Origin of the sequence: Methylobacterium sp. 1030 (assembly GCF_040544715.1) — a bacterium.
Lineage (GTDB): Bacteria > Pseudomonadota > Alphaproteobacteria > Rhizobiales > Beijerinckiaceae > Methylobacterium.
Map to the genome: position 1 here is coordinate 70,327 of NZ_JBEPKM010000002.1, position 22,245 is coordinate 92,571.

At 71.5% G+C, this 22,245-nt stretch carries 22 protein-coding genes; 14 read left to right on the plus strand and 8 right to left on the minus strand.

What is annotated here, in order from left to right:
- Window positions 1–79 precede the first annotated feature (79 nt).
- Window positions 80–517 (plus strand): DUF3429 domain-containing protein, encoded by a 438-nt coding sequence (locus ABIC30_RS02530; RefSeq protein ID WP_020091372.1) that lies wholly within the window; start codon window positions 80–82, stop codon window positions 515–517.
- Between the two features lie 31 nt (window positions 518–548).
- Here ABIC30_RS02530 and ABIC30_RS02535 read toward each other — a convergent pair whose 3' ends face one another.
- Window positions 549–779 carry a hypothetical protein gene (locus tag ABIC30_RS02535; RefSeq protein WP_020091373.1) on the minus strand — a complete coding sequence of 77 codons (231 nt, stop codon included), beginning with the start codon at window positions 777–779 and terminating at the stop codon, window positions 549–551.
- A 150-nt stretch (window positions 780–929) separates the two neighbouring features.
- Here ABIC30_RS02535 and ABIC30_RS02540 point away from each other — a divergent pair, with 150 nt between their 5' ends.
- The 3 genes from ABIC30_RS02540 to ABIC30_RS02550 all read left to right on the plus strand — a co-directional run bounded on the left by ABIC30_RS02540 (window position 930) and on the right by ABIC30_RS02550 (window position 2,639).
- Entirely contained in the window at window positions 930–1,658 is a 729-nt protein-coding gene (locus ABIC30_RS02540) for an autoinducer binding domain-containing protein (protein WP_020091374.1), read from the plus strand.
- Window positions 1,659–1,833: 175 nt separating this feature from the next.
- On the plus strand, window positions 1,834–2,457 hold the full coding sequence (locus ABIC30_RS02545; protein ID WP_026604656.1) for an acyl-homoserine-lactone synthase: 624 nt from the start codon (window positions 1,834–1,836) through the stop codon (window positions 2,455–2,457).
- A gap of 2 nt (window positions 2,458–2,459) precedes the next feature.
- On the plus strand, window positions 2,460–2,639 hold the full coding sequence (locus tag ABIC30_RS02550) for a hypothetical protein (protein ID WP_020091376.1): 180 nt from the start codon (window positions 2,460–2,462) through the stop codon (window positions 2,637–2,639).
- A 78-nt stretch (window positions 2,640–2,717) separates the two neighbouring features.
- Here ABIC30_RS02550 and ABIC30_RS02555 read toward each other — a convergent pair whose 3' ends face one another.
- A complete protein-coding gene (locus ABIC30_RS02555) occupies window positions 2,718–3,932 on the minus strand; it encodes an NADP-dependent isocitrate dehydrogenase (RefSeq protein WP_020091377.1) in 1,215 nt (404 codons plus the stop codon).
- A 206-nt stretch (window positions 3,933–4,138) separates the two neighbouring features.
- On the opposite strand from ABIC30_RS02555, the gene ABIC30_RS02560 reads away from it, so the two are divergent.
- Window positions 4,139–4,924, plus strand: a complete 786-nt coding sequence (locus ABIC30_RS02560) for an RNA methyltransferase (RefSeq protein WP_020091378.1) — start codon at window positions 4,139–4,141, stop codon at window positions 4,922–4,924.
- Here ABIC30_RS02560 and ABIC30_RS02565 read toward each other — a convergent pair whose 3' ends face one another.
- Window positions 4,925–5,110, minus strand: coding sequence for a hypothetical protein (locus tag ABIC30_RS02565; protein WP_020091379.1), 186 nt, complete (start codon window positions 5,108–5,110; stop codon window positions 4,925–4,927).
- A gap of 127 nt (window positions 5,111–5,237) precedes the next feature.
- Between ABIC30_RS02565 and ccmA the strand changes: the two genes are divergently transcribed.
- From ccmA to ABIC30_RS02595, 6 genes are all read left to right on the plus strand, one after another.
- A complete protein-coding gene (gene ccmA, locus ABIC30_RS02570; RefSeq protein WP_020091380.1) occupies window positions 5,238–5,876 on the plus strand; it encodes a heme ABC exporter ATP-binding protein CcmA in 639 nt (212 codons plus the stop codon).
- The gene (ccmB, locus tag ABIC30_RS02575; RefSeq protein WP_026604658.1) at window positions 5,873–6,541 is read left to right on the plus strand and encodes a heme exporter protein CcmB; all 669 of its coding nucleotides are present in this window, start codon (window positions 5,873–5,875) and stop codon (window positions 6,539–6,541) included. Before ccmA ends, ccmB begins: the two co-directional genes overlap by 4 nt.
- A gap of 311 nt (window positions 6,542–6,852) precedes the next feature.
- Window positions 6,853–7,119, plus strand: a complete 267-nt coding sequence (rpsT, locus tag ABIC30_RS02580) for a 30S ribosomal protein S20 (RefSeq protein ID WP_007561677.1) — start codon at window positions 6,853–6,855, stop codon at window positions 7,117–7,119.
- Window positions 7,120–7,608: 489 nt separating this feature from the next.
- On the plus strand, window positions 7,609–9,105 hold the full coding sequence (dnaA, locus tag ABIC30_RS02585) for a chromosomal replication initiator protein DnaA (protein ID WP_020091382.1): 1,497 nt from the start codon (window positions 7,609–7,611) through the stop codon (window positions 9,103–9,105).
- Between the two features lie 279 nt (window positions 9,106–9,384).
- A complete protein-coding gene (locus tag ABIC30_RS02590; protein ID WP_026604659.1) occupies window positions 9,385–10,593 on the plus strand; it encodes an acetyl-CoA C-acetyltransferase in 1,209 nt (402 codons plus the stop codon).
- Between the two features lie 120 nt (window positions 10,594–10,713).
- Window positions 10,714–11,229 carry a hypothetical protein gene (locus ABIC30_RS02595; protein ID WP_020091384.1) on the plus strand — a complete coding sequence of 172 codons (516 nt, stop codon included), beginning with the start codon at window positions 10,714–10,716 and terminating at the stop codon, window positions 11,227–11,229.
- Window positions 11,230–11,259: 30 nt separating this feature from the next.
- Here ABIC30_RS02595 and ABIC30_RS02600 read toward each other — a convergent pair whose 3' ends face one another.
- A complete protein-coding gene (locus tag ABIC30_RS02600; protein WP_020091385.1) occupies window positions 11,260–12,039 on the minus strand; it encodes an EAL domain-containing protein in 780 nt (259 codons plus the stop codon).
- A 113-nt stretch (window positions 12,040–12,152) separates the two neighbouring features.
- Here ABIC30_RS02600 and ABIC30_RS02605 point away from each other — a divergent pair, with 113 nt between their 5' ends.
- Window positions 12,153–14,354 carry a 3-hydroxyacyl-CoA dehydrogenase NAD-binding domain-containing protein gene (locus ABIC30_RS02605; RefSeq protein WP_354453861.1) on the plus strand — a complete coding sequence of 734 codons (2,202 nt, stop codon included), beginning with the start codon at window positions 12,153–12,155 and terminating at the stop codon, window positions 14,352–14,354.
- Here ABIC30_RS02605 and ABIC30_RS02610 read toward each other — a convergent pair.
- The gene (locus tag ABIC30_RS02610) at window positions 14,324–15,301 is read right to left on the minus strand and encodes a LysR substrate-binding domain-containing protein (protein WP_354453862.1); all 978 of its coding nucleotides are present in this window, start codon (window positions 15,299–15,301) and stop codon (window positions 14,324–14,326) included. The genes ABIC30_RS02605 and ABIC30_RS02610 overlap by 31 nt on opposite strands.
- A gap of 170 nt (window positions 15,302–15,471) precedes the next feature.
- Here ABIC30_RS02610 and ABIC30_RS02615 point away from each other — a divergent pair, with 170 nt between their 5' ends.
- On the plus strand, window positions 15,472–16,356 hold the full coding sequence (locus ABIC30_RS02615) for an amino acid ABC transporter substrate-binding protein (protein WP_056522091.1): 885 nt from the start codon (window positions 15,472–15,474) through the stop codon (window positions 16,354–16,356).
- Between the two features lie 15 nt (window positions 16,357–16,371).
- Entirely contained in the window at window positions 16,372–17,430 is a 1,059-nt protein-coding gene (locus tag ABIC30_RS02620; RefSeq protein WP_042674655.1) for a GntG family PLP-dependent aldolase, read from the plus strand.
- Between the two features lie 6 nt (window positions 17,431–17,436).
- Here ABIC30_RS02620 and ABIC30_RS02625 read toward each other — a convergent pair whose 3' ends face one another.
- From ABIC30_RS02625 to ABIC30_RS02635, 3 genes are all read right to left on the minus strand, one after another.
- Complete coding sequence (locus tag ABIC30_RS02625; protein ID WP_042674654.1) at window positions 17,437–18,306, minus strand: 3'-5' exonuclease; 870 nt, start codon at window positions 18,304–18,306, stop codon at window positions 17,437–17,439.
- Between the two features lie 72 nt (window positions 18,307–18,378).
- Entirely contained in the window at window positions 18,379–20,811 is a 2,433-nt protein-coding gene (gene ligA, locus ABIC30_RS02630) for an NAD-dependent DNA ligase LigA (protein ID WP_234081145.1), read from the minus strand.
- A 64-nt stretch (window positions 20,812–20,875) separates the two neighbouring features.
- Window positions 20,876–22,168, minus strand: a complete 1,293-nt coding sequence (locus tag ABIC30_RS02635) for an MFS transporter (RefSeq protein ID WP_020091392.1) — start codon at window positions 22,166–22,168, stop codon at window positions 20,876–20,878.
- Window positions 22,169–22,245 lie beyond the last annotated feature (77 nt).

The window sequence follows — 22,245 nt, forward strand, 5'->3', positions numbered from 1 at the left end:
GGGAACGCTGCGGCAGGGCGGCGTCGGACCGGGGTCGGATCGCGCGGGTCGCCAACCCTTGCCGATGCCCGGAGGATGGATGGCGCACCGGAACTCTGTCCCGATCGGCGCAATCGTTCTCGGCGTGGCCGGACTCATCCCGTTCCTGGGCTTCGCTGCCCTGGCGGTGTCGGGCACCGACGGCGGCCTGAGCAGCATCGGCCTGTCGCCGCGCACCATCCTGTCGGCCTACGGCGCCGTGATCGCCTCGTTCCTCGGCGGGATCCGCTGGGGCGCCGCCGCGGCGCGCAATGGCGGCAACGGCGATTATCTCGTGGCCATCGTGCCGTCCCTGGTCGCCTGGGCCGCGATGGCCGCCCCCGCACCGTGGGACCTGCGCATCCTCGGCGGCCTCGTGCTCGCCTGGGGCCTCATCGATCAGGATCTGCCCCGCCGCGGGCTCACCCCCCTCTGGCTCGGCCGCCTGCGCCTGGTCCTCTCGGGCGTCGCCGGGGCCGCGCTCCTCGTGGCGGCCTGACCGCGGAGCGGCGGCCGTGCGGCACGCGCCGTCAGGTCTCGCGGCTCATCTCGCGCAGCAGGTTAAGGACGGCCGTGCGCCGCGCCGGCGACTTGATCGCCTGGAACAGCGCGGCGACCTCCGCGCAGTCGCGCGCGTCCTGATCCGCCGCGGTCTCGTCGGGCCGCTCCGTCTGAAGGAAGTAGGTCGGACAGACATTCAGCGTGGCTGCGATCCGTTCCAGTAGCCAGCGCGTCGTCGGCGGGGTCGCGTCGTCAGTCATACCGTTGAAACTCGCACTCCGCCCGCTGGACCGATTCAAACGGCAGAGCTTTCCGCGGCTACCCTAGCCTTTCAGCGGCGGCGATGCCATCCTCAGGTTGCGTTCGACTCATCATTTGTCGCAGTGCGTGCATCAATTTCGAGCTAGGGCATGCCGCATTCGAAGCACCTCGACAGGACCTTCAGCGTGTTGCGCGATCTGGAACGGGCCGCATCGCCCGACGAGATCGCGCGGCTCCTGGTCGACGCCTTCACCCGCTACGGGGTCTCGTACATCATGGCCGGGATCGTCCCGGAACCCGGCCTGCCGAAGCGGCGGCACGCCGGGTTCGTGCTCGCGAGCACCATGCCGGAGGGCTGGGCCCGCCGGTACGTGACGCAGGGCTACGCGCTCCACGACCCCACGGTCCGGCGGCTGTGCACCACGGCGACGCCGTTCGACTGGAGCGCCGTGCTGCCGGATACCCCGACGGCCGGGCGCGTCATGAACGAGGCCGGCGATTTCGGCATACGCGCGGGCATCACGATCCCGTTCGTGACCCTCGACGGCGAGCCGGGCGGGATCAGCGTCTCGGGGGAGCGGATCGAGATCGATCCGGCCGAGCGCGTCGCCCTCAACCTCGTCGCGACCTACGCGGTCGGTCAGCTGCTGCTGATGAACAGCCGGCCGGCTGGGCGCGCGCCGGTGCGCCTCTCGCCGCGGGAGCGCGAGACCCTGCAATGGGCGGCGGAGGGCAAGACCGACGTCGAGATCGGCATCGTCATGGGCATCACTGCCGCCGGCGTCGACTACCATCTGCGCTCGGCCCGGGCGAAGCTCGACACCGTCAACCGCGCCCACACCGTGGCGCAGGCGCTCCGAGCGGGTCTGATAACCTAGAGAACGCGCCACGCAGTCCGCACATTCCGCGGCCCGGCATCGGTGAACGCGGTTCGCACCGCGGCAAGTCCTTGGCGCCGCTGCCGGCTGCGCTCGCGGACCCTACGGTTTCTCGTAGTACACAGCCCCCGGTGAAACGACGAAAACTCACGCCAGACCAACGTGAGGTTTGCTCGTGATCCACATCGTCACCCCCGCCAACGCGGATCGCTACGCCGACGCGATGGAGCAGGCCTGGCGCCTGCGCCACGACATCTTCGTCGCCGAGAAGGGTTGGAGCGAGCTGGCTAGGCCGGACGGCCGCGAGATCGACCAGTTCGACACGCCGCACGCGATCCACTTCCTCGCCATGGAGGACGACACCGTCGTCGGCTACAGCCGGCTCCTGCCGACCACGCGCCCGCATCTCCTGTCGGACGTCCTGCCGCAGCTCTGCGAGGGCGAGCGGCCAGTCGGCCCCCAGATCTGGGAGTGGACCCGCCAGGGCGTCGCTCGCTCGCACCGGGCCAAGGGCCGCGTCGTCAATCCGGTCTCGATCGCGCTGCTCACCGGGATCGTGGAGTGGGGCCTCGCCCACGGGGTCAACAGCCTGCTGCTGCAGATGCCGACCCTCTACATGATCCACGTCATCCAGCTGCATTTCCGCCCGCAGCCGCTCGGCCTGCCCGTCCAGATCGCCGGCGAGGAGATCATGGCCGCGACCGCCCGGTTCGACGCCCGCACCCTGGCCAAGCTCCGCGCCGTCCGCGGCGACAGTCGCTCGGTCCTCGTCTCCGAACCCGCTTACCTGGTGGCCTGAACATGATCTTCGACAGCAAGGATACCGCGCTGGACGCGCTCGCCGCGCAGTGCCTGCGGGTTCGCGAACTCATCGACTCGGTCGGCGATCCGCTGATGCGGGCCGCCATCGACCTCCTGCTTCTCGAGGTCGCCCGGGCCCTCGCCCAGACGGGTCCGCAGGACCAGGCGAGCGGCGCCTGAGGCGCCGGCGGCACGCGGATGTGAAAGCGGCGGCCGTCCCGGAGGGCGCCCGCCGCTTTTCGCGTCGAGGCTGGAGCCTCAGGCGCCCATCGCGGTCTTCAGGTTCTGGTCAACCTTGTCGAGGAAGCCGGTGGTCGAGAGCCACTTCTGGTCCGGTCCGACGAGGAGGGCGAGGTCCTTGGTCATGTGGCCGGCCTCGACCGTGTCGACGCAGACCTTCTCCAGGGTCGCGGAGAACTTCGCCAGATCGTCGTTGCCGTCGAGCTTGGCGCGGTGCGACAGGCCCCGGGTCCAGGCGAAGATCGACGCGATCGAGTTGGTCGAGGTCTCGCGGCCCTTCTGGTGCTCGCGGTAGTGGCGGGTGACGGTGCCGTGCGCGGCCTCGGCCTCGACGGTCCGGCCGTCCGGCGTCATCAGCACGGAGGTCATCAGGCCGAGGGATCCGAAGCCCTGCGCGGCCGTGTCGGACTGCACGTCGCCGTCGTAGTTCTTGCAGGCCCAGACGTATCCGCCCGACCACTTCAAGCAGGAGGCCACCATGTCGTCGATCAGGCGGTGCTCGTAGGTGATGCCGAGCGGCTTGAACTTCGACTCGAACTCCTCCTCGTAGACCTTCTGGAACAGGTCCTTGAACCGGCCGTCATAGGCCTTGAGGATCGTGTTCTTGGTCGACAGGTAGACCGGGTACTTGCGCGCGAGGCCGTAGTTCATCGAGGCGCGGGCGAAGTCGATGATCGACTGGTCGAGGTTGTACATCGACATCGCGACGCCGGCCTCGGGGAACTTGAACACCTCCTTCTCGATGACCGTGCCGTCATCGCCCTCGAACTTGATGGTCAGGCGGCCCTTGCCGGGCACCTTGAAGTCCGTGGCGCGGTACTGGTCGCCGTAGGCGTGGCGGCCGATCACGAAGGGCTGGGTCCAGCCGGGCACCAGGCGGGGCACGTTCTTGCAGATGATCGGCTCGCGGAAGATCACGCCGCCCAGGATGTTGCGGATCGTGCCGTTGGGCGAGCGCCACATCTCCTTGAGGCCGAACTCCTGCACCCGCTGCTCGTCGGGGGTGATGGTGGCGCACTTCACGCCGACGCCGTGGCGCTTGATCGCCTCGGCGGCGTCGACCGTGACCTTGTCGTTGGTGGCGTCGCGGTGCTCGACGCCGAGGTCGTAATACTCGAGATCGACGTCGAGATAGGGGTGGATGAGCTTGTTCTTGATCTCGGCCCAGATGATCCGGGTCATCTCGTCGCCGTCGAGCTCGACGACGGGGTTCGCTACCTTGATCTTCGCCATGGACCGATGCCTTCCCGCGTTGTCCCCGCGCACGGCATGCAAGGGCCGTGCGGTCGTTGTCCCGAGTGGCCTGACGGGCGCCCCGGGCCGGAATCGCCCCGCGACATAGCGCGGCCCTTCCGGCGACGGAAGGCGCTCGCTGTCATCCGGGCGGCATCGTCACTCGGCCCTCGACGGGTGCGGGCCCGCCGTGCCAGACGGCCGCCATGACGAGCCGAGACGCACAGGGCGACGCCCCCGAGGTTTTCCCGAGGAAGGTCACCGAACTGCCGCCCGGGATCGCCCCCGCGGTGATCCTGGTGGAGCCGCAGCTCGCCGAGAACATCGGCATGACCGCCCGTGCCATGGCGAATTTCGGCCTCTCGGAGCTGCGCCTCGTCAACCCGAAGAACGGCTGGCCCAAGAAGGGCGTGCGCGAGGCGGCCTCGGGCGCGACGCACGTCCTGGACGCGGCCACGATCTACGGCAGCGTCGCCGACGCCATCGCCGACTGCCGGTACGTGCTGGCGACCACGGCGCGGGAGCGCGGGCAGATGAAGCGGGTCTTCGCGCCCGAGGAGGCCATGGGCGAGCTCGCGGCCCGTGAGGGCCAGCGCACCGCGGTGATGTTCGGCCGCGAGCGGGTCGGCCTCACCAACGACGAGGTGTCGCTCGCCGATGCGATCGTCACCTTCCCGGTCTCCCCGGACTTTCCCTCGCTCAACCTCGCCCAGGCGGTGCTGCTGGTCGGCTACGCGTGGCGGCAGGCGAACGGCCGGGCGCGCCTGCCCTTCACGGGCGAACTCCTGTCGCCGCCGGCGACCCGCGAGGCGCTGATCGCGCTGTTCGGAAGCCTGGAGGCGGCGCTCGACGGGGCCGGCTTCTACCCGCCGGAGAAGAAGGAGATCATCGCCCGCAACATGCGCGACATGCTTCACCGCATGTGCCTGACCGAGCAGGATGTGCGGACGTTTCGCGGGGCGCTGCGGGCCCTGGCGCGGAAGGGCGGCTGATCAGCCGGAGGCCGGCTTCATCTCCGGCGGCTTGCCGCCGCCGAAGCAGCGGCCGACCGCCTCCCAGAACGCCGTCTGCTCCTCGGGGGTGCACTGCGCCATGCGCGCCTCGACCTTGGCGCGTCCGGCCACCGCGTCGGGCGTCGCGGCGACCTCGGTCTCGCTCGGGTTTCTCGCCTCGGCCATGGGCAATCCTCCGTTGCAGAACGAAAGCGCAGCTGGGCCGTGCGGTTCCGTTCCGCGGCGCAATCGGGCATGGAGTCGGCGATTGGCCGAGCGGCCGCGCGGTGGCGGGACGAGGGCGGGGTATCGGGTGCGGCTCAGCGTGGACAATCTGGCCTGCCGCCGCTCCGGCCGCCGCATCTTCGCCAATCTGTCCTTCGCCCTCGGACCCGGCGACGCCCTGGCGATCACCGGGCGGAACGGCGCGGGCAAGTCGAGCCTCCTCGCCATCCTGTCGGGCCGGCTGCGGGCCGATGCCGGGCGGGTCGACGTCTCCGACGTCGGCGAGGCGAGCCTGCCCGAGTGCCTCCACGCGGTCGGCCACCGCGACGGGCTGAAGAGCTCGCTCACGGCGGGCGAGAACCTCCTGTTCGCCCAGCGGCTCCTGGGCGCGCCGCGCCTGGACCCGCGCGCCGCGCTGGTGCGGCTCGGCCTCGGCCACGCGCACGACCTGCCGGTGGCCTATCTGTCGGCGGGCCAGCGGCGGCGCGTGGCCCTGGCGCGGCTCCTCGTCTGCGCCCGTCCGCTCTGGCTCCTGGACGAGCCGACCGCCGCCCTCGACACGGCCTCGCAGGCGGTGCTCGCCGAGCTGATGGAGGGCCATCGGGCCGGCGGCGGGCTCGTGATCGCCGCCACCCACCAGTCGCTCGGCCTCGCCCGCGCGGCGGAGCTGCGCATCGAGACCGCTGCCGCGGCGCCGGTCGCGGACGTGCTGGAGGAGTGGGCGTGATTCGCGCGGTCATCGCCCTCGTCGCCCGCGACCTGCGCCTCGCCGGCCGGGTCGGCGGTTCCGGCGCCCTGTCGCTGGTCTTCTTCCTGATGATCGTCGCGCTGGTGCCCTTCGCCCTCGGGCCCGATCTCAACCTGCTGTCGCGGATCGGCCCGGCGATCCTGTGGCTCGCCGCCGTTCTGGCGACGCTGATCGGCCTCGACCGCCTGTTCCAGGCCGACGAGGAGGACGGCTCCCTCGACCTGATGACCGCCGCGCCGGTGCCCCTCGAGCTTGTGGTGCTCGGCAAGGTCGCGGCGCACTGGCTGACCACGGGCCTGCCGCTCGCCCTGGCCGCGCCGCTCTTCGGGCTGCTGGTGGCCCTCGACGGCACCGCCATGGGCGCGACGTCCCTGACGCTGCTCGCCGGCACCCCGGCCCTGAGCTTCATCGGCGCGGTGGGCGCGGCGCTCACCGCCTCGATTCGCCGGGGCGGCCTGATCCTGGCCGTGCTGGTCCTGCCGCTGATGATCCCGACGCTGATCTTCGGCGTCTCGGCCGCGCAGGCGGCGAGCGGCGGCACGGTGCCGTTCCTCGTGCCGCTGGCGGTGCTGGCGGCGCTGACGCTGATCGCCGCCGTGGTCGGGACGCTGGCGGCGGCGGCGGCCCTGCGCTGGCCCGAATAGCCGGAGCGCTCCTGCGAGAGCCGGCCGGCGCCCGTCATCGTCGCGGCGATGCGGCCTCCCGCGATCCGACGTCTTCGGGGAGGTCTGCCGGATGCGTCTCGGCGCCCGGACTGAGGCCGAGGCCCGCGATCCGGTTTCGCCTCCGAGCGCGTTGACGCGCGGCGCCCCCCTGACTATAGAAGCCGCTTCGCCGAGGGGCCGCGCTTTCGCGCGCGTTGCGTCTCGGCCATCGCCAGACAACCTGACGCGACGACCGATTTCCGGCACAGCCGGCCCGTCGGCATCGCCCGACGAGAAACACGAGGACGTACATGGCCAACACCGCTTCGGCCAAGAAGATGACCCGCAAGATCGCCAAGCGCACGGCGATTAACCGCTCACGCCGCTCGCGCATGCGGACCTTCGTCCGCAAGGTCGAGGAGGCCATCGCCACCGGTAACCAGCAGGACGCGCTGGCCGCCCTCCGCGCCGCCGAGCCCGAGATGATGCGCGCCGCCCAGCACGGCATCGTTCACAAGAACAACGCCTCGCGGAAGGTCTCGCGCCTTGCCGCCCGCGTGAAGGCGCTCGCCGCCTAAGACGCCACGCACCACCGAGACGGTCTCGAGCCCGGCCTTCGCGCCGGGCTTTTTCGTGCGCGCTGTCCGGATCGGGCCGCGCGCTGCCGGCGGCGCCATGAGTCGAAAGCGTTAACCCTATCCAAGAATCGGCACGATTGCGGTTCCCGGAAACGGCGTGTAACTTAACAGAAACTGACAGCGGACAAGCAAAACACGACGATTTCGGGACTCCAGCGAATCGATCTGATTCGCCAAGACTCTAGCCGCCGTGTTCAGCTCCCGCCGGAACACTTGCGAATGGGAATCGGCGCCGTCCCCACAAGTCCCACTGTTAAAGGAACCGTAGGTAATTGTTGATAGGCTCTCCCAATCGGCAAAAGTTCCTCGCGGTGGGGTTGACTCCGTCCAGAGGACTCTGTCCCGCCCGTTCTTGCGGGACGCTGAGGGCGTAATTCGTGCGTACGCGCCGCCTGCGGGATTCCGTGGGCAGCGTCGGGAGAGCCAGTGATGCGTGTCGACGGAACGGTGGCGAGCGACGACGACGGGGGCCGCAACGGCGGCGGCAACACGGATTACGGGTCTGCCTGGGCCCGGGTGAAGCGCCGGCTGCGGGCCGAACTCGGCGAGGACGTGTTCGCCAGCTGGTTCGCCCGGCTGGAGCTGGAGGCCGTGGCCGGCGGAACGGCCCGCCTGACGGTCCCGACCCGCTTCCTCAAGAGCTGGATCGAGTCGCACTACCTCGACCGCGTCCTCAACACCTTCAAGGCCGAGGTCGAGGAGATCGCGCGGATCGAGGTCGGCGTGCGCGGGACCGGGGCGCCGGTCCGTCCGGTCGCCGTCGGAGCCGCGAAGGCAGGCCCGGTCAGCGGCCCGCTCGCCCGCCTCCACGCGACCAGCGCGCCGATGCCGGTCGCCGCGGTCGCGCCGACGCCCGAGGCGCGCGGCGCCGAGGCCGGCGGTGACCTGAGCGGCACGCCGCTCGACGCGCGGCTGACCTTCGCGAGCTTCGTGATCGGGCGCTCGAACGCGCTGGCGCACGCCGCCGCCGAGCGGGTCGCCAACCATCAGGGGGAGGGCGCGCTCTACAACCCGCTCTACCTCCACGCGGGCGTCGGGCTGGGCAAGACACACCTGCTGCACGGGATCGGCCACGCCGCCCGCGAGGCCGGCCGCCGGGTGATCTACCTGACCGCCGACCGCTTCATGTACGGTTTCGTCAACGCCCTGAAGACGCAGTCGGCGCTCGCCTACAAGGAGCGGCTTCGCGGAATCGACCTTCTGATCCTCGACGACGTCCAGTTCATCCAGGGCAAGTCGATCCAGGCCGAGTTCGGCCACACGATCAACGCGCTCATCGATGCCGGCCGTCAGGTCGTCGTCGCCTCCGACCGGCCCCCGACCGAGCTCGAGGCCCTGGACGAGCGGGTGCGCTCGCGGCTCGGCGGTGGCCTCGTGGTCGAGATCACGGCCCTCGACGAGGCTTTGCGCGTCTCGATCCTGTCGGCACGCCTCGCCGCCGTGCGGGCCGCGCATCCGGGCTTCGACGTCTCGCCGCAGGTGGCGGCCTACGTGGCCCGCGCGATCACCGCCAACGGCCGCGACCTCGAGGGCGCGGTCAACCGCCTGCTGGCCCACGCCACGCTCACCGGCACCGCCGTGACGATGGAGACGGCCGAGAGCGCGATCCGCGACCTCGTGAAGAACCGCGAGCCGAAGCGGATCAAGATCGAGGACATCCAGAAGCTGGTCGCCTCGCGCTACAACGTCTCGCGGTCCGACATCCTGTCGGAACGGCGCACCGCCGCGGTGGTGAAGCCGCGCCAGATCGCCATGTACCTGTCGAAGGTCCTGACGCTGCGCTCGCTGCCGGAGATCGGCCGCCGCTTCGGAGGCCGCGACCACACCACGGTGCTGCACGCCGTGCGCAAGATCGAGAAGCAGATCGGCGAAGATTCGGTGCTCGGCGACGAGGTCGAGCTGCTGAAGCGGATGCTTCAGGACTAGTCGAACGCGCGAGATTTCCCGCATCGCATCCGGGCTGAGTTTGCTCTTTCAGGAGCAGGTTCGATCCGGGCGGGCGCGGGGACGGCCGGGCACCCGGCTGATCTGGCCGAGCCCGGACGAGCACGACCAAACCACCCCCGCTGTCACGCGCCCTTCGCCGGCTCCCCGCTATCGGGGCTGGCCGAGGGCGCGCGCGCCGTGGCAGACTGGCGCGAACCGAGACGGCCCTGTAAGGCCGCGTCGCCGACCGGCGAAGATCGACGCCCCGGGGGAGTGCTGATGACGGACGCCTTCATCTACGACCACGTTCGCACGCCGCGCGGGCGCGGCAAGGCGGACGGCTCCCTCCACGAAGTCACCGCCCTGCGGCTTGCCGAGACGGCGCTCCGCGCCCTCAAGGACCGCAACGGACTCGATACCGGCCTCGTCGACGACGTGGTGCTGGGCTGCGTCGATCCGGTGGGCGAGGCGGGGGGCGACATCGCCCGCGCCGCCGCCCTCGTGGCGGATTACGGCGCGCACGTGCCGGGCGTGCAGATCAACCGCTTCTGCGCCTCCGGCCTCGACGCGGTGAACTTCGCCGCCGCGCAGGTCATGAGCGGCCAGCACGAGATGGCGGTGGGCGGCGGCGTCGAATCGATGAGTCGCATCGGCATCGGCGCCTCGGGCGGCGCCTGGCCGGTCGACCCGGCGATCGCCATCAAGTCCTACTTCATGCCGCAGGGCGTCTCGGCCGACCTGATCGCCACCAAGTACGGCTTCACGCGGGACGATTGCGACGCCTACGCGGTCCGCTCTCAGGAGCGCGCGGCGAAATCCTGGGGTGAGGGGCTGTTCGACCGCTCGGTGGTTCCGGTCCGCGACGTGAACGGCATCACGCTGCTCGACCGCGACGAGCACATGCGTCCAGGCACCGACATGCAGTCGCTCGCCGCGCTGAAGGCGTCGTTCGTGCAGATGGGCCAGATGGGCGGCTTCGACGCCGTCGCGACGGACGCGCATCCGGACGTGGAGAGCGTGGAGCACGTCCATCACGCCGGCAACTCCTCCGGCATCGTCGACGGCGCCGCCGCCGTGCTGATCGGTTCCCGCGCTGCCGGCGAGGCTGCGGGCCTGCGCCCGCGCGGCCGGATCCGCGCCTTCGCCAATATCGGGTCCGACCCGGCCCTGATGCTCACCGGGCCGGTGGACGTCACCCGCAAGGTCCTGGCGAAGTCGGGCCTGAGCCTGTCGGACATCGACCTGTTCGAGGTCAACGAGGCCTTCGCGGCCGTGGTCCTGCGCTTCTGCCAGGCCTTTGACCTAGACCCGGAGGCGGTCAACGTGAATGGCGGGGCCATCGCCCTCGGCCACCCGCTCGGCGCCACCGGCGCGATGATCCTCGGAACCGCGCTCGACGAGCTGGAGCGGACCGGGAAGGAGCGCGCGCTGGTCACTCTGTGTATCGGCGCCGGCATGGGCACCGCGACCATCATCGAGCGGGTGTGAATCCCCGCGCGCCCGGGAGCGGCGCCGCGCCGCTCCCCAAAGTCCGGGAACGCTGCTAGAGGCGCGGGCGACGCTCGGCCCTTTCGCGGTCCGGACGATAAAACAACGGGAGACAAGCCCTTGAACCGCCTGATTGCGACGCTCTGTCTGGGCGTCACCCTGAGCCTGCCGGTGGCCGCCCGCGCCGATGACGCGGCGGACCGCGTGGCCGCGGCCACCAACCTCGTCAACAAGACCCTGATCAAGAACCTCCAGACCGGGTTCAACGTCGCCCTGGAGAAGACCGTCGCGCCGATGCCGGAGGCCCGCGCCGAGGCCGTGCGCAAGGAGCTGCTGGACGAGTTCGAGAAGCAGCGGACCCTCATGGTCCAGGGGCTCTCGAAGGACTACGCCGAGAAATTCAGCCTCGCCGAGCTCAAGCACCTCGACGAGATCTACTCGGACCCGACCTACCTCAAGTTCCAGACGATGAACGCCGACCCCAACTCGTCGGTCACGGCGATCTCGCAGAACTCCGTCACCAAGCTGCTCAACATGCTGGCGGTGGCCGCGGCGACCGACAACGGACCGAAGCCCGGCGCCCCGCCGGTGCCGACGGTTCCGCCGGCCGCGGCTCCGGCCCCGGCGCCGAAGTAGGCGATGAGCGCCGCGCGCGTCGGTCCGGCGTCAGGCCGCGCGCGCGGCCACCATGGGGGTGAAGCCCGCGACCGGGGGCAGCCCCTCCAGGAGGGGCTTGGCGAAGTGGTAGCCCTGGACGAGCGTGATCCCGATGCTGCGCAGGGCGTCGAGCTCCGCCGCGGTCTCCACGCCCTCGGCGAGCACCGCCACGTCGAGGGCTCGGGCGATTGCGACCACGCCCGAGACGATGGCGTAGCGCCCGGCGTCGCTGTCGAGGCCGCGCAGCACGTCCATGTCGATCTTGATCAGGTCGGGGCGGAAATTGGCGAGCAGGCTCAGGCCCGCGAAGCCGGCGCCGAAATCGTCGAGCGCCGTCAGGAACCCCTGCTTCCGGTAGGCGGCGACGATGCCCTTGACGTGATCGATGTCTCGGAAGCGCTCCTGCTCGGTGAACTCGAACATGATCCGCCGGTGTGCGAAGTCGATGCGCCGCGCCGCCTCGAGCGAGGCGCGGATGCAGGCATTCGGCTCGTAGACCGCGTTGGGCATGAAGTTGATCGACAGCCGCGTGGCGCTGTCGCGGGGAAACAGCGTGCCGGCGAGCTCGATCGCCTTGACGCGGGCGGCCTGGTCGAACTGGTAGCGGGTCTCGTCGGTCACCCGGTCGAGGATCGTGTAGGCCGGCTCACCCTTCGGGCCGCGCACCAGCGCCTCGTAGGCCCAGACGCTGCCGTCCGCGAGGTCGAGGATCGGCTGGAACGCCATCGTGAAGTCGAAGTCGAGCTTGGTGCCGGCGCGACAGGCGCGGCAGCCGGAATCCTTCGTCATGTGCGGCTTTCGGTGAGTGACCCCGGCCGGCAGACAATGGCCGGACGCGCTCAACACAACCTTAATGCAAGTGCGCCGGCGGATCGTCGGCGGAACCCAGGGAGGACGGCACCGTGACGCTGACCGATTTCCGCTTCGAGACCGATCCCGACGGCGTCGCTCTGGCGACCTGGGACATGCCCGGCCGCTCGATGAACGTGATCACCGAAGGTGTGATGGACCAGCTCGAGCAGATTATCGAGCAGGTCGCGTCCGACCCGGCGATCAAGGGCTGCGTCATCGCCACCGGCAAGGACAATTTCTCCGGCGGCGCCGATCTCACCATGCTCCAGGGTCTGGGCCGGGCCTACGAGCAGCTGAAGGCCGAGCAGGGCGAGGAGGTGGCGATGCGCCACTTCTTCGAGGCGTCCCGGCGCCTGTCGCTGCTGTTCCGGCGGCTCGAGACCTGCGGCAAGCCTTTCGCGGCGGCGATCCAGGGCCTGTGCCTGGGCGGCGCCTTCGAGCTGGCGCTGTCGTGCCACCACCGGGTCGCCTCGGACGACGGGAAGACCCGGGTCGGCCTGCCGGAGATCAAGGTCGGGCTGTTCCCGGGCGGCGGCGGCACGCAGCGGGTCGCCCGCCTGATGCAGACCGGCGACGCCCTGCAGATGCTGTTCAAGGGCGAGCAGATCCGCGCGCCCATGGCCAAGGGCATGGGGCTGATCCACGCGGTGGCGCCGCAGGCCGAGATCGTGGAGCGCGCCAAGGCCTGGATCCGCGAGGGCGGCTCGGCTGTGGCGCCCTGGGATGTGCCGAAGTTCAAAGCGCCGTCCGGCAAGGTCTACTCGCCCGCCGGCATGATGATCTGGCCGCCGGCCAACGCCATCTACCGGCGCGAGACCCACGACAACTACCCGGCTGCCAAGGCGATCCTGGCCTCCGTCTACGAGGGCCTTCAGCTGCCGATGGACCTCGCCCTGCGGGTCGAGAGCCGGTACTTCGCGCATATCCTGCGCTCGACCGAGGCGGCGGCGATGATCCGCACGCTGTTCATCTCCATGGGCGAGCTGAACAAGGGCGCGCGCCGTCCGAAGGACGTGCCGGCCACGAACCTGCGCAAGGTCGGCGTGATCGGCGCCGGCTTCATGGGCGCGGGCGTGGCCTACGTCACCGCCCAGGCCGGGATCGAGGTGGTGCTGGTCGACCAGTCGGTCGAGGCGGCCGAGAAGGGCAAGGCCTACGCCCACACGCTCATCACCGGCCAGATCAACAAGGGCCGCGCCAAGACCGCCGACCGGGAGGCGCTGCTCGGCCGGATCCAGGCCACGGCGGATTACGGCGCCCTCGCGGAGTGCGACCTCGTGATCGAGGCCGTCTTCGAGGATCCGCGGGTGAAGGCCGAGGTGATCCAGAAGGTCGAGGCGGTGATCCGCCCCGACGCGATCTTCGCGTCCAACACCTCGACCCTGCCGATCACCGGGCTGGCCAAGGCCTCGCAGCGGCCCGCGCAGTTCGTCGGGATCCATTTCTTCTCGCCCGTGGAGAAGATGATGCTCGTCGAGATCATCAAGGGCGAGGCGACCGGGGACGCGGCGCTCGCCGCCGCCCTCGACTACGTGCGGCTGATCAAGAAGACCCCGATCGTCGTCAACGACGCCCGCGGCTTCTTCGCCAACCGCTGCGTCGGCGCCTACATCCTCGAAGGCCACAAGATGCTCTTCGAGGGCGTGCCGCCGGCGATGATCGAGAGCGCCGGCCGCCAGGCGGGCATGCCGGTCGGGCCGCTGTCGCTCAACGACGAGGTCGCCCTCGACCTCGTGCTCAAGATCGCCAAGGCCACCGAGGCGCAGGTCGGGCAGGGCGCCGTCGACCCGGCGCAGAAGGCGATCCTCGCCGAGATGGTCGAGAACCAGGGCCGGCTCGGCCGCAAGAACCGCAAGGGCTTCTACGACTATCCCGAGGGCGCGCCGAAGCGTCTCTGGCCCGGCCTGAAGGACCTGCAGCCGAACCGCCTCGACCCCGACGCCGTCGATTTCACCGAGCTGAAGCAGCGGCTCCTGGTGGTCCAGGCGCTGGAGGCCGCTCGCACGGTCGGCGAGGGCGTGGTCACCGATCCGCGCGAGGCCGATGTCGGCTCGATCCTCGGCTTCGGCTTCGCGCCGTTCACCGGGGGGGCCCTGTCGTACATCGACTTCATGGGCGCGGCGGCCTTCGTCGACCTCGCGCGGACGCTCGAGGCCAAGCACGGGCCCCGTTTCCACGTGCCCGACAACCTGGCCGCCATGGCCGAGCGCGGGGGCACCTTCTACGCCGGCGCCGAGAAGCGCGCCGCCTGAGCGACGTCGGCCGGACGCCCGCTCGCGGCGTCCGGCAGCTGGGCGAGCTCCTCCAGCAGGACCGTGCGCGCGCAGGCACCGAAGGCCCGCATCAGCCGCCCCCGGGCGTGGTCCGGGGGGAAGAGCAGCGCGAAATGCACCGGGAGGGCGGGGGCGAAGGGCCGGATCGCGATCGGCGAGACCTTCGCCTCCTCGTGGGCGGCCAGGGGGTTCATCACGCTGACCCCGAGCCCGGCCGAGACGAGGGTGCAGATCGAGGCGCCGAGGCCGGCCTCGGCGGTGATGGTCAGGCCGATGCCGGCGGCCTCGAAGACGGCCTCGGTCCGGTCGCGCAGGGCGCTCCCGAGCGACGCGGCGACGAAGGGCACGCCCTGAAAATCCACGGGCGCGAGCGATTCCCGCGCGGCGAGGGCGTGGTCCTGCGGCAGGACGGCGACGCAGGCGCGCGTCTCGACATGCTCGGCGCGCGCCTCCGGGGCGTCGCCGTACAGCATCGTCAGCGCGGCGTCGCAGGAGCCGGTGGCGAGCCAGTGGTTCACGGTCTCGTCGTCGCCGGAATGGATCGCCACGATCACGTCCGGATGCGCGGCCCGGAAGCGGACGACCGCGCGCGCGAGGAGCCCGCCCGCCAGTCGCGGCATCGCCGCCACCCGCAGGCGCTCCGCCCCGAAGGCGCGGATGCGCGCGGCCGCCGTTTCCAGGCTCGTGAGGCCCACGAAGGCGCGCTCGACCTCCGCGTGGAACCGCGTCCCGTCGAGGGAGGGCACGACCCGGCTCCCGCTCCGGTCGAACAGGGGCAGGCCGGTGATCGCCTCCAGCTGCGCGATCAGCCGGCTGACCTGAGGCTGCGAGGTGTGGAGCCGGCGGCTCGCCTCGGTCATCGACCCGTTGGCCACCACGGCCCGGAAGGCCTCGATGTGCCGGAAGGTCATGCGCCGCTCGGCCATATCAGATCCGTATGCTCGGCAGGTGAATCGGCATTGGACGCCCGCGCGCGGCCGCTCCTAGGATCGGTCGGCAAAGCTTCGGGCCGACTCCCCGTCGGGGCGGCCGGGCGCTGCGCCGGTTCAGACATAGCGAGGGGGTTCGGATCGTGTCGAGGACGCTGCCGCTTCTGTTGGCCACTCTGTGCTGGGCCGGCCTCGCCGCGCCGTCGGTCGCCGAGGGACGCCTCGACAAGATCCGCGCGACCGGACAGATCAGCCTCGGCTTCCCGGACGCGTCGCCGCCCTTCGGCTTCCTCGACCAGAACGCCAAGCCGGTCGGCTATTCGCTGGAGATATGCGAACACGTCGCGCAGAAGCTCAAGGCCGCGCTCGGCCTGCCCAAGCTCGAGGTGCGCCACGTGCCGGTGATGTCGGCGACCCGGATCCCGCTGATCAACAACGGCACGATCGACCTGGAATGCGGCACCGCCAGCAACCTGCCCGAGCGGCACAAGCTGGTCTCGTTCGCGCCGACAACCTTCGTGGCGCAGGTGGTGCTGGTGGCCAAGAAGGACACGCCGGTGGATGTCGACGACATCGCGTCGTTCCGCGGCAAGGCCATCTCGGCCCAGGCCGGCGGCGAGACCCAGCGCGTCGCCACCCGGATCAACGTCCGCGACAAGCTCGACATCCAGGTGATGCCAGCCAAGGACACCGCCGAGGTGTTCCTGCTCGTGGAGACCGGCCGCGCGGCAGGCGCCATCAACGACGATGCCCTGGCCCACGCCACGGTGGCGGGCGCCAAGCGGCCGGCGGATTACAAGATCGGCACCAAGGGCCTGGAATTCGCGCCTTACGGGATCCTGGAGCCGAAGGACGACGCGGCCTTCAAGGCTGCGGTCGACAAGGCGGTGGTCGAGCTGATCCAGGACGGGACCGTGGCGCGGCTCTACGGCAAGTATTTCGAGCAGCCGATCCCGCCGAAGGGTATCAACTTGGAGTTGCCGATGAGCGACGTGCTCAAGCGGGCGCTCGCCAACCCGACCGATTCCGGCGACGAGGCGGCCTACCGGTAGGGCGGCGAGACCGACATGCGAGACGATCACGGCGAAGCCACGGACGCGCCGTCCGCGGTCGACCTGCGGAGCGACACCGTCACCCGTCCGACCGAGGCGATGTACGCCCGGATGCGGTCGGCGCCGCTGGGCGACGACGGGCTCGACGCCGACCCGACCGCCCGCGCGCTGGAGGAGACCGCCGCCGCGATGCTCGGCAAGGCGGCGGCCCTGTTCGTGCCGAGCTGCACGATGGGCAACCTGCTGGCGATCCTGGCCCAGGTTCAGCGCAGCGAGCAGGTCCTGCTCGAGGCCCAGGCCCACATGCTTCACACCGAGCGCGGGGCCGCCACCCTGACCGGGGCGTTCTTGGACGGGATCGCCGGGACCGACGGTGCCATGGACCTCGACCGGCTCGAGGACGCCCTCCGGCCCGGCGCGAGCCCGCTGCGCACGGCCATGATCGCGCTGGAGACCTCGCACAACGCCGCCGGCGGCACCGTGCTGCCGCCGGACCACATGGCCGCGGTGGCGCAGATCGCCCGCGCGCGCGGCATTAAGGTCCATCTCGACGGGGCCCGCCTGTTCAATGCCGCCACCCATCTCGGGGTCGCGCCGGCGGACCTCGCGGCCCATGTCGACACCGTGTCTCTATGCCTCTCGAAGGGCCTCAGCGCCCCGGTCGGCGCCGTGCTCGCCGGCGACGGACCGGTGATCGCGGCGGCACGGCGCCTGCGGAAGATGATCGGCGGGACGCAGCGGCAGGTCGGGATCGTGGCGGCCGCCGGCCTCGAGGCGATCACCGTCATGGGCGCGCGCCTCGTCGAGGACCACGACCGGGCCCGGCAGCTGAGCGCCGGGCTGAACGCCCTGCCGCGCCTCGCGGCGAACCTGCCGCAGACCAACATCGTGCAGGTCGACCTCTCTCGGACCGGGCGGGACAGCGCGCGCTGGGTCGCGGATCTCGACGCGGCCGGCATCCGCACGCGCCCGCTCGGCCCGCGGCGGCTGCGGCTCGTCACGCACCGGCACATCGCGGCGGCCGACATCGACCGCGCCGTCGCGGCCTTCCGCGCCTGCCTCGACGCGGCCTGAGCCCGGTCAGGCCGCGCCCGCGACCCGGGTCTTCGCGCCGAGCATGCGGGCGAGGAACACGACGTCGCCGGCATTGTCCGAGAGCAGGTCGGTGATGTCGCCGACCTCCAGCGCCTTCACGTGGCGGCAGCGCATGCCGTAGCGGCCGGCCGTGCAGGTGCAGCGCAGCTCCGGGCCCCCCGGCCGTTCCTCCAGGCTGACGTGGTAGCGGTTGCCGGTCGAGCCGCGCATGGCGAACCGCAGGGCCGCCGGCGCGTCGGGGAAGCTTGCCACGGCCCGGGCGCTGATCGCACCCGGCACGCGGCGCGGCACGGCGGGACCGCCGACCGCCCGCGCGACCGGGAGGCCGAGCGCGGCCGCGAGGGCGTGCACGTCCGCGACCGCCCGCTCGCGCATCGCGGCGAGCGCGATCTCCGCGCAGGCGAAGGCGTCCTCGCCGGCGTCGTGGTGCTCGAAGCGGATGCCGAGGCGCCGCGCGACCTTGCCGAGCCCGCAGCCCTCCGGCGCCGGGAAGACCCGGCGTGCCACCTGGACCGTGCAGAGATAGGCGAGATCGGGGACCGGCAGGCCGGCCCGTGTCAGCCCGGCGCGCAGGACTCCGATATCGAAGCTCGCGTTGTGCGCCAGGATCAGCCCCCGCCCGAGATCGCCGAGATAGGGCGCCATGACGGCGGCGAAGTCGGGCTTGTCGGCGACGTCGGCCGGCAGGATTCCGTGGACGCGGATGTTGCCCGGTGCGAAGCGCATCTCGGGCGGCCGGATCAGGTGGCTCGCGCGGCGCACGACGCGGCCGTCGGCGATCCAGGCCAGACCCACCGCGCAGGCGCTGTCACGCCGCTCGTTGGCCGTCTCGAAGTCGAGGGCCAGGACCGTCATCGCGGTTCAACCATTCCGGGTGGAAGTTCTCGGGGTGTTCCCCGAGAGGTCTAGGCCGCCCGGACTCGGGCATCAACCCTGCGCCACCATCGCCAGCCAGTCGTCCTCCGAGACGACCCGGACGCCGTGCTTCTGCGCGTCCTTCAGTTTCGAGCCCGCACCGGGGCCGGCCACCACCAGGTCGGTCTTGGCCGAGACCGAGCCCGAGACCTTCGCGCCCAGGCGCTCGGCCACCGCCTTGGCCTCGTTGCGGGTCATCTTCTCCAGGGTGCCGGTGAAGACCACGGTCTTTCCCGCGAACGCTGAGGCCGCGGCGGCCCGCTCCATCGGCTGCACCGCCACCGCGTCGAGCAGGGCCGCGACGGCGTCGGCATTGTGCGGCTCGGCGAAGAACAGGAGCAGCGCGTCGGTCGCCACCGGGCCGATCTCGCCGTCGTCGGCGAAGACCCGGTAGGCGTCGCCGGGACGCTGCGCCGCAGCCCGCGCGATCGCCGCGCGCACCGCGTCGACGTCGCCGTAATGGGCGAGGAGGTTCTCGCGCTGCACGGCGCTCAGGCGCGCCCGCTCCTTGGCCGGAGCCGCGTCGTCCTCCGGGAAGCCGAGATCGAGGAGCCGGTCCCGGGTCGTGCCCCCGACGCGCGGCACTGCGGTGAGCTCGACCCAGTCGGGACCGGGCTGCGCCGCCGCGGCCTCGCGGATCGCCGCGATCAGCGTCGGCATGTCGGCGAAGCGCTTCGCCAGCGCCTTGGCGGTCGCCTCGCCGATCTGCGGGATGCCGAGGGCGAAGAGCAGGCGGTTCATCGGCACGGCGCGCCGCGCCTCGACAGCAGCGAGCAGGTTCCGGATCGCCTTGTCGTCCTCGTCGCCCTTCTTCTTGGCGGCCTTCTTCGGCGGCTCGCTCGTCCCCGAGTCCGCGCGCCGCTCGGCCGACAGCGCTTCGCGCCGCGCCACGATTGCGGCCTTGAGTTCCTCGAAGTCGAGGCGGAACAGGTCGGCGGGCTGGCGCACGAGCCCGGCCTCGAACAGGACCTCGATATAGGTCTCGCCGAAGCCCTCGATGTCGAAGCCGTTGCGCGACACGAAGTGCTTCATCCGCTCAACGCCCTGCGCCGGGCAGATCAGCCCGCCGGTGCAGCGGCGCACCGCGTCGGGCCGGCCGGTGCGGGGGTTGATGGCGCGGACGGCGCGGCTGCCGCAGGCCGGGCAGGTCTCCGGGAAGGCGTAGGGCCGCGAGTCGGCCGGGCGCTTCGTCAGGTCGACATCCATGACCTTCGGGATGACGTCGCCCGCCCGGACCACCGTGACCGTGTCGCCGACGCGGATGTCGCGGCCGTCGCGGATCGGCTCGCCGTCGGCGCCGACGCCCTTCACGTAGCCCTCGTTGTGCAGGGTGGCGTTCGACACGACGACGCCGCCGACGGTCACGGGACGGAGCTTGGCGAGCGGGTTCAGCGAGCCGGTGCGGCCGACATTGATGACGATGTCCTCGACCACCGTCGTGGCTTCCTGGGCGGCGAATTTGTGGGCGAGCGCCCAGCGGGGCGAGCGCGAGACGAAGCCCAGCCGCTTCTGGAGCCCGAGGTCGTCGACCTTGTAGACGACGCCGTCGATGTCGTAGCCGAGCCCGGCGCGGTCGGCCTCGATGCCGCGGTAATGGGCGAGCATCGCTTCCGTGTCGGTGAAGGTCTGGGTCCGCGGGTTCACCGGCAGGCCCCAGGCCGCGAAGTGCTCCAGCACGCCGGTCTGCGTGTCGGCGATCGGCGCCGACAGCTCGCCCCAGGCATAGGCGAAGAATCGCAGCGGCCGGGACGCGGTGATCGCGGGATCGAGCTGGCGCAGGCTGCCGGCGGCGGCGTTGCGCGGGTTGGCGAAGAGCGGCTTGCCGGCCGCCTCCTGCCGGGCGTTGATGGCGGCGAAGTCGGCGTGGGACAGGTAGACCTCCCCGCGCACCTCGCAGATCTCCGGCCAGCCGGACCCCGCGAGCACCGCCGGGATGTCCTGCACCGTGCGGGCGTTGGCCGTGACGTTCTCGCCCACCTCGCCGTCGCCGCGGGTGGCGGCGGTGTCGAGCCGGCCGTTCACGTAGCGCAGGGACAGGGACAGGCCGTCGATCTTCGGCTCTGCCGTGAAGGCGAGGGGGGCGTCGTCCGGCCAGCCGAGGAAGCGGCGCACGCGCGCGACGAACTCGGCCACCTCCGCGTCGTCGAAGGCGTTGCCCAGCGAGAGCATCGGCACGGCGTGCCGCACCTTGGCGAACTTCTCCGAGGGCTTGGCGCCGACCGACGTGCTGGCGGCGCCCGTGCCGGCGAGATCGGGGAAGCGGGCCTCGATGTCCTCCAGGCGGCGGCGCAGCCGGTCGTACTCGGCGTCCGATATCTCGGGCGCGTCCTCCTGGTAGTAGAGGCGGTCGGCCTCCAGGAGCGCGTCCGACAGCCGCGCGTACTCGGCGCGCGCTTCCTCGGCGCTGAGGTCGAGATCGAGCGGTTCGGATTTCGTGGCGGCCATGCCGGGGTTCTAACGCATCGGCGGCCGGCGGGGAGCCGGCCACGGCGCGCGATCCCCGATTCCCTCACCGGCGGGCACCGAGCAGATCGCCGCGCCCCGCCATCCGGAAGGCCGCGAAGAACGTCGCGGCGACGAGGGCGGCGATTGCTTGCAGAGGCAGGACCGGGGCCAGCCAGCCCGCGACCGCCGTCCCGGCGACCGAGCCGAGGTTCATGGCCGCCATGTAGACCTCGAACTGCGTGGCCGCGCCCGGGCGGCCCCGGCTCGCCGCGAGCAGGGCCGGCATCAGGGCGACGATCAGCAGGCCGGGCAGCACGCTGGTGAGCGCCAGGATCGCCGGCGCCGCGGCCCCGACGAGGCCGGCGCCGATCAGGATCCCGGCCAGCACGAAGGTGAGGGCACTGCCCAGCAGCAGGGCGCGAAGCGGCGACGCCGCGCCCGCGCGGTCCGACCAGAGTCCCACCGCGACCGCACCGGCCGTGCCGCTCACCAGGGTCAGGAAAGCCTGGAGACGCGACAGGCTCGCGGCCTCCCAGCCCTGACGCTGGAGGAGGTCGATCGAGAAGGGCAGCTCGAACAGGCCGAGCGCCGCGTCGAGGCCGAAGCACAGAGCGAGCAGCCGCAGGGCGCGCGGGCGGCGCAGGGCGATCACGGTGCGGCGCAGGAAGCGGCGGAACGGCAGGCGCCGCGGCGCCGGTCCCCGGCGCTCGAGCGACCAGAGCGGATCGGCGGGCGCCTCGCGGACCAGCAGCATCGGCAGGCTCGCGACGATCGCGGCGACGAGCAGCCAGAGGGCGCTCGCGGCGAAACCCCAATTCGCGAGCGTCCATCCGAAGACGGCGGCGCTGAGGCTCGTTCCGGCCACGAAGCCCGCGCGGGTGCAGGCGCTGACCCGGCCGAGTTCCCGGGTGGGGACGTGGTCCATGATCATCCGGTCGCAGGCGGTATCGAGGAGCGAGGCGAACAGGCTGTGGACGAGGAAGACCGGACCGAGCGCGCCGACGGCGTCGCCCCCGGCGACGAGGAGCAGCGCCAGCGTCGCGTGGCATCCGACCAGCGCGGCGACCGCGAAGGGCCGGCGCCGTCCCATCCGCGTGTCCCCGGCCCGGTCCACCCAGGGCCCCCACAGCAGCGGCTGCAGCGTCCAGGGCAGGCCGGCCAGGGCGAAGTGCAGCCCGACCTCGGTTGCCGGGACGCCCCTAGCCGCGAGGTGGTTGGCGAGCGCCGTCAGCGAGAAACCCGCGACGAGGCCCTGGTAGAGGTAGGTGGCGAAGAAGACGCCGTAGCGGACGGACCGCTGGCCGAGGCTCGGTCTACCCAGGAGGCCGACGCGGAGATCCGCGCTGGACCGCGTCACCGCGCGCGGCGCTTCTTGCAGGAGACGGGCCGCGATCCGATGCTGCTCATTCCTGCCCCATCGGATCGTCGCCCGTG

Excerpts from the sequence above, each read along its gene's own strand:
- ABIC30_RS02530 (WP_020091372.1), top strand. The coding sequence starts at position 80 with ATGGCGCACCGGAACTCTGTCCCGATCGGCGCAATCGTTCTCGGCGTG.
- ABIC30_RS02535 (WP_020091373.1), bottom strand. The coding sequence starts at position 779 with ATGACTGACGACGCGACCCCGCCGACGACGCGCTGGCTACTGGAACGG.
- ABIC30_RS02540 (WP_020091374.1), top strand. The coding sequence starts at position 930 with ATGCCGCATTCGAAGCACCTCGACAGGACCTTCAGCGTGTTGCGCGAT.
- ABIC30_RS02550 (WP_020091376.1), top strand. The coding sequence starts at position 2,460 with ATGATCTTCGACAGCAAGGATACCGCGCTGGACGCGCTCGCCGCGCAG.
- ABIC30_RS02555 (WP_020091377.1), bottom strand. The coding sequence starts at position 3,932 with ATGGCGAAGATCAAGGTAGCGAACCCCGTCGTCGAGCTCGACGGCGAC.
- ABIC30_RS02560 (WP_020091378.1), top strand. The coding sequence starts at position 4,139 with ATGACGAGCCGAGACGCACAGGGCGACGCCCCCGAGGTTTTCCCGAGG.
- ABIC30_RS02565 (WP_020091379.1), bottom strand. The coding sequence starts at position 5,110 with ATGGCCGAGGCGAGAAACCCGAGCGAGACCGAGGTCGCCGCGACGCCC.
- rpsT (WP_007561677.1), top strand. The coding sequence starts at position 6,853 with ATGGCCAACACCGCTTCGGCCAAGAAGATGACCCGCAAGATCGCCAAG.
- dnaA (WP_020091382.1), top strand. The coding sequence starts at position 7,609 with ATGCGTGTCGACGGAACGGTGGCGAGCGACGACGACGGGGGCCGCAAC.
- ABIC30_RS02590 (WP_026604659.1), top strand. The coding sequence starts at position 9,385 with ATGACGGACGCCTTCATCTACGACCACGTTCGCACGCCGCGCGGGCGC.
- ABIC30_RS02600 (WP_020091385.1), bottom strand. The coding sequence starts at position 12,039 with ATGACGAAGGATTCCGGCTGCCGCGCCTGTCGCGCCGGCACCAAGCTC.
- ABIC30_RS02610 (WP_354453862.1), bottom strand. The coding sequence starts at position 15,301 with ATGGCCGAGCGGCGCATGACCTTCCGGCACATCGAGGCCTTCCGGGCC.
- ABIC30_RS02620 (WP_042674655.1), top strand. The coding sequence starts at position 16,372 with ATGCGAGACGATCACGGCGAAGCCACGGACGCGCCGTCCGCGGTCGAC.
- ABIC30_RS02625 (WP_042674654.1), bottom strand. The coding sequence starts at position 18,306 with ATGACGGTCCTGGCCCTCGACTTCGAGACGGCCAACGAGCGGCGTGAC.
- ligA (WP_234081145.1), bottom strand. The coding sequence starts at position 20,811 with ATGGCCGCCACGAAATCCGAACCGCTCGATCTCGACCTCAGCGCCGAG.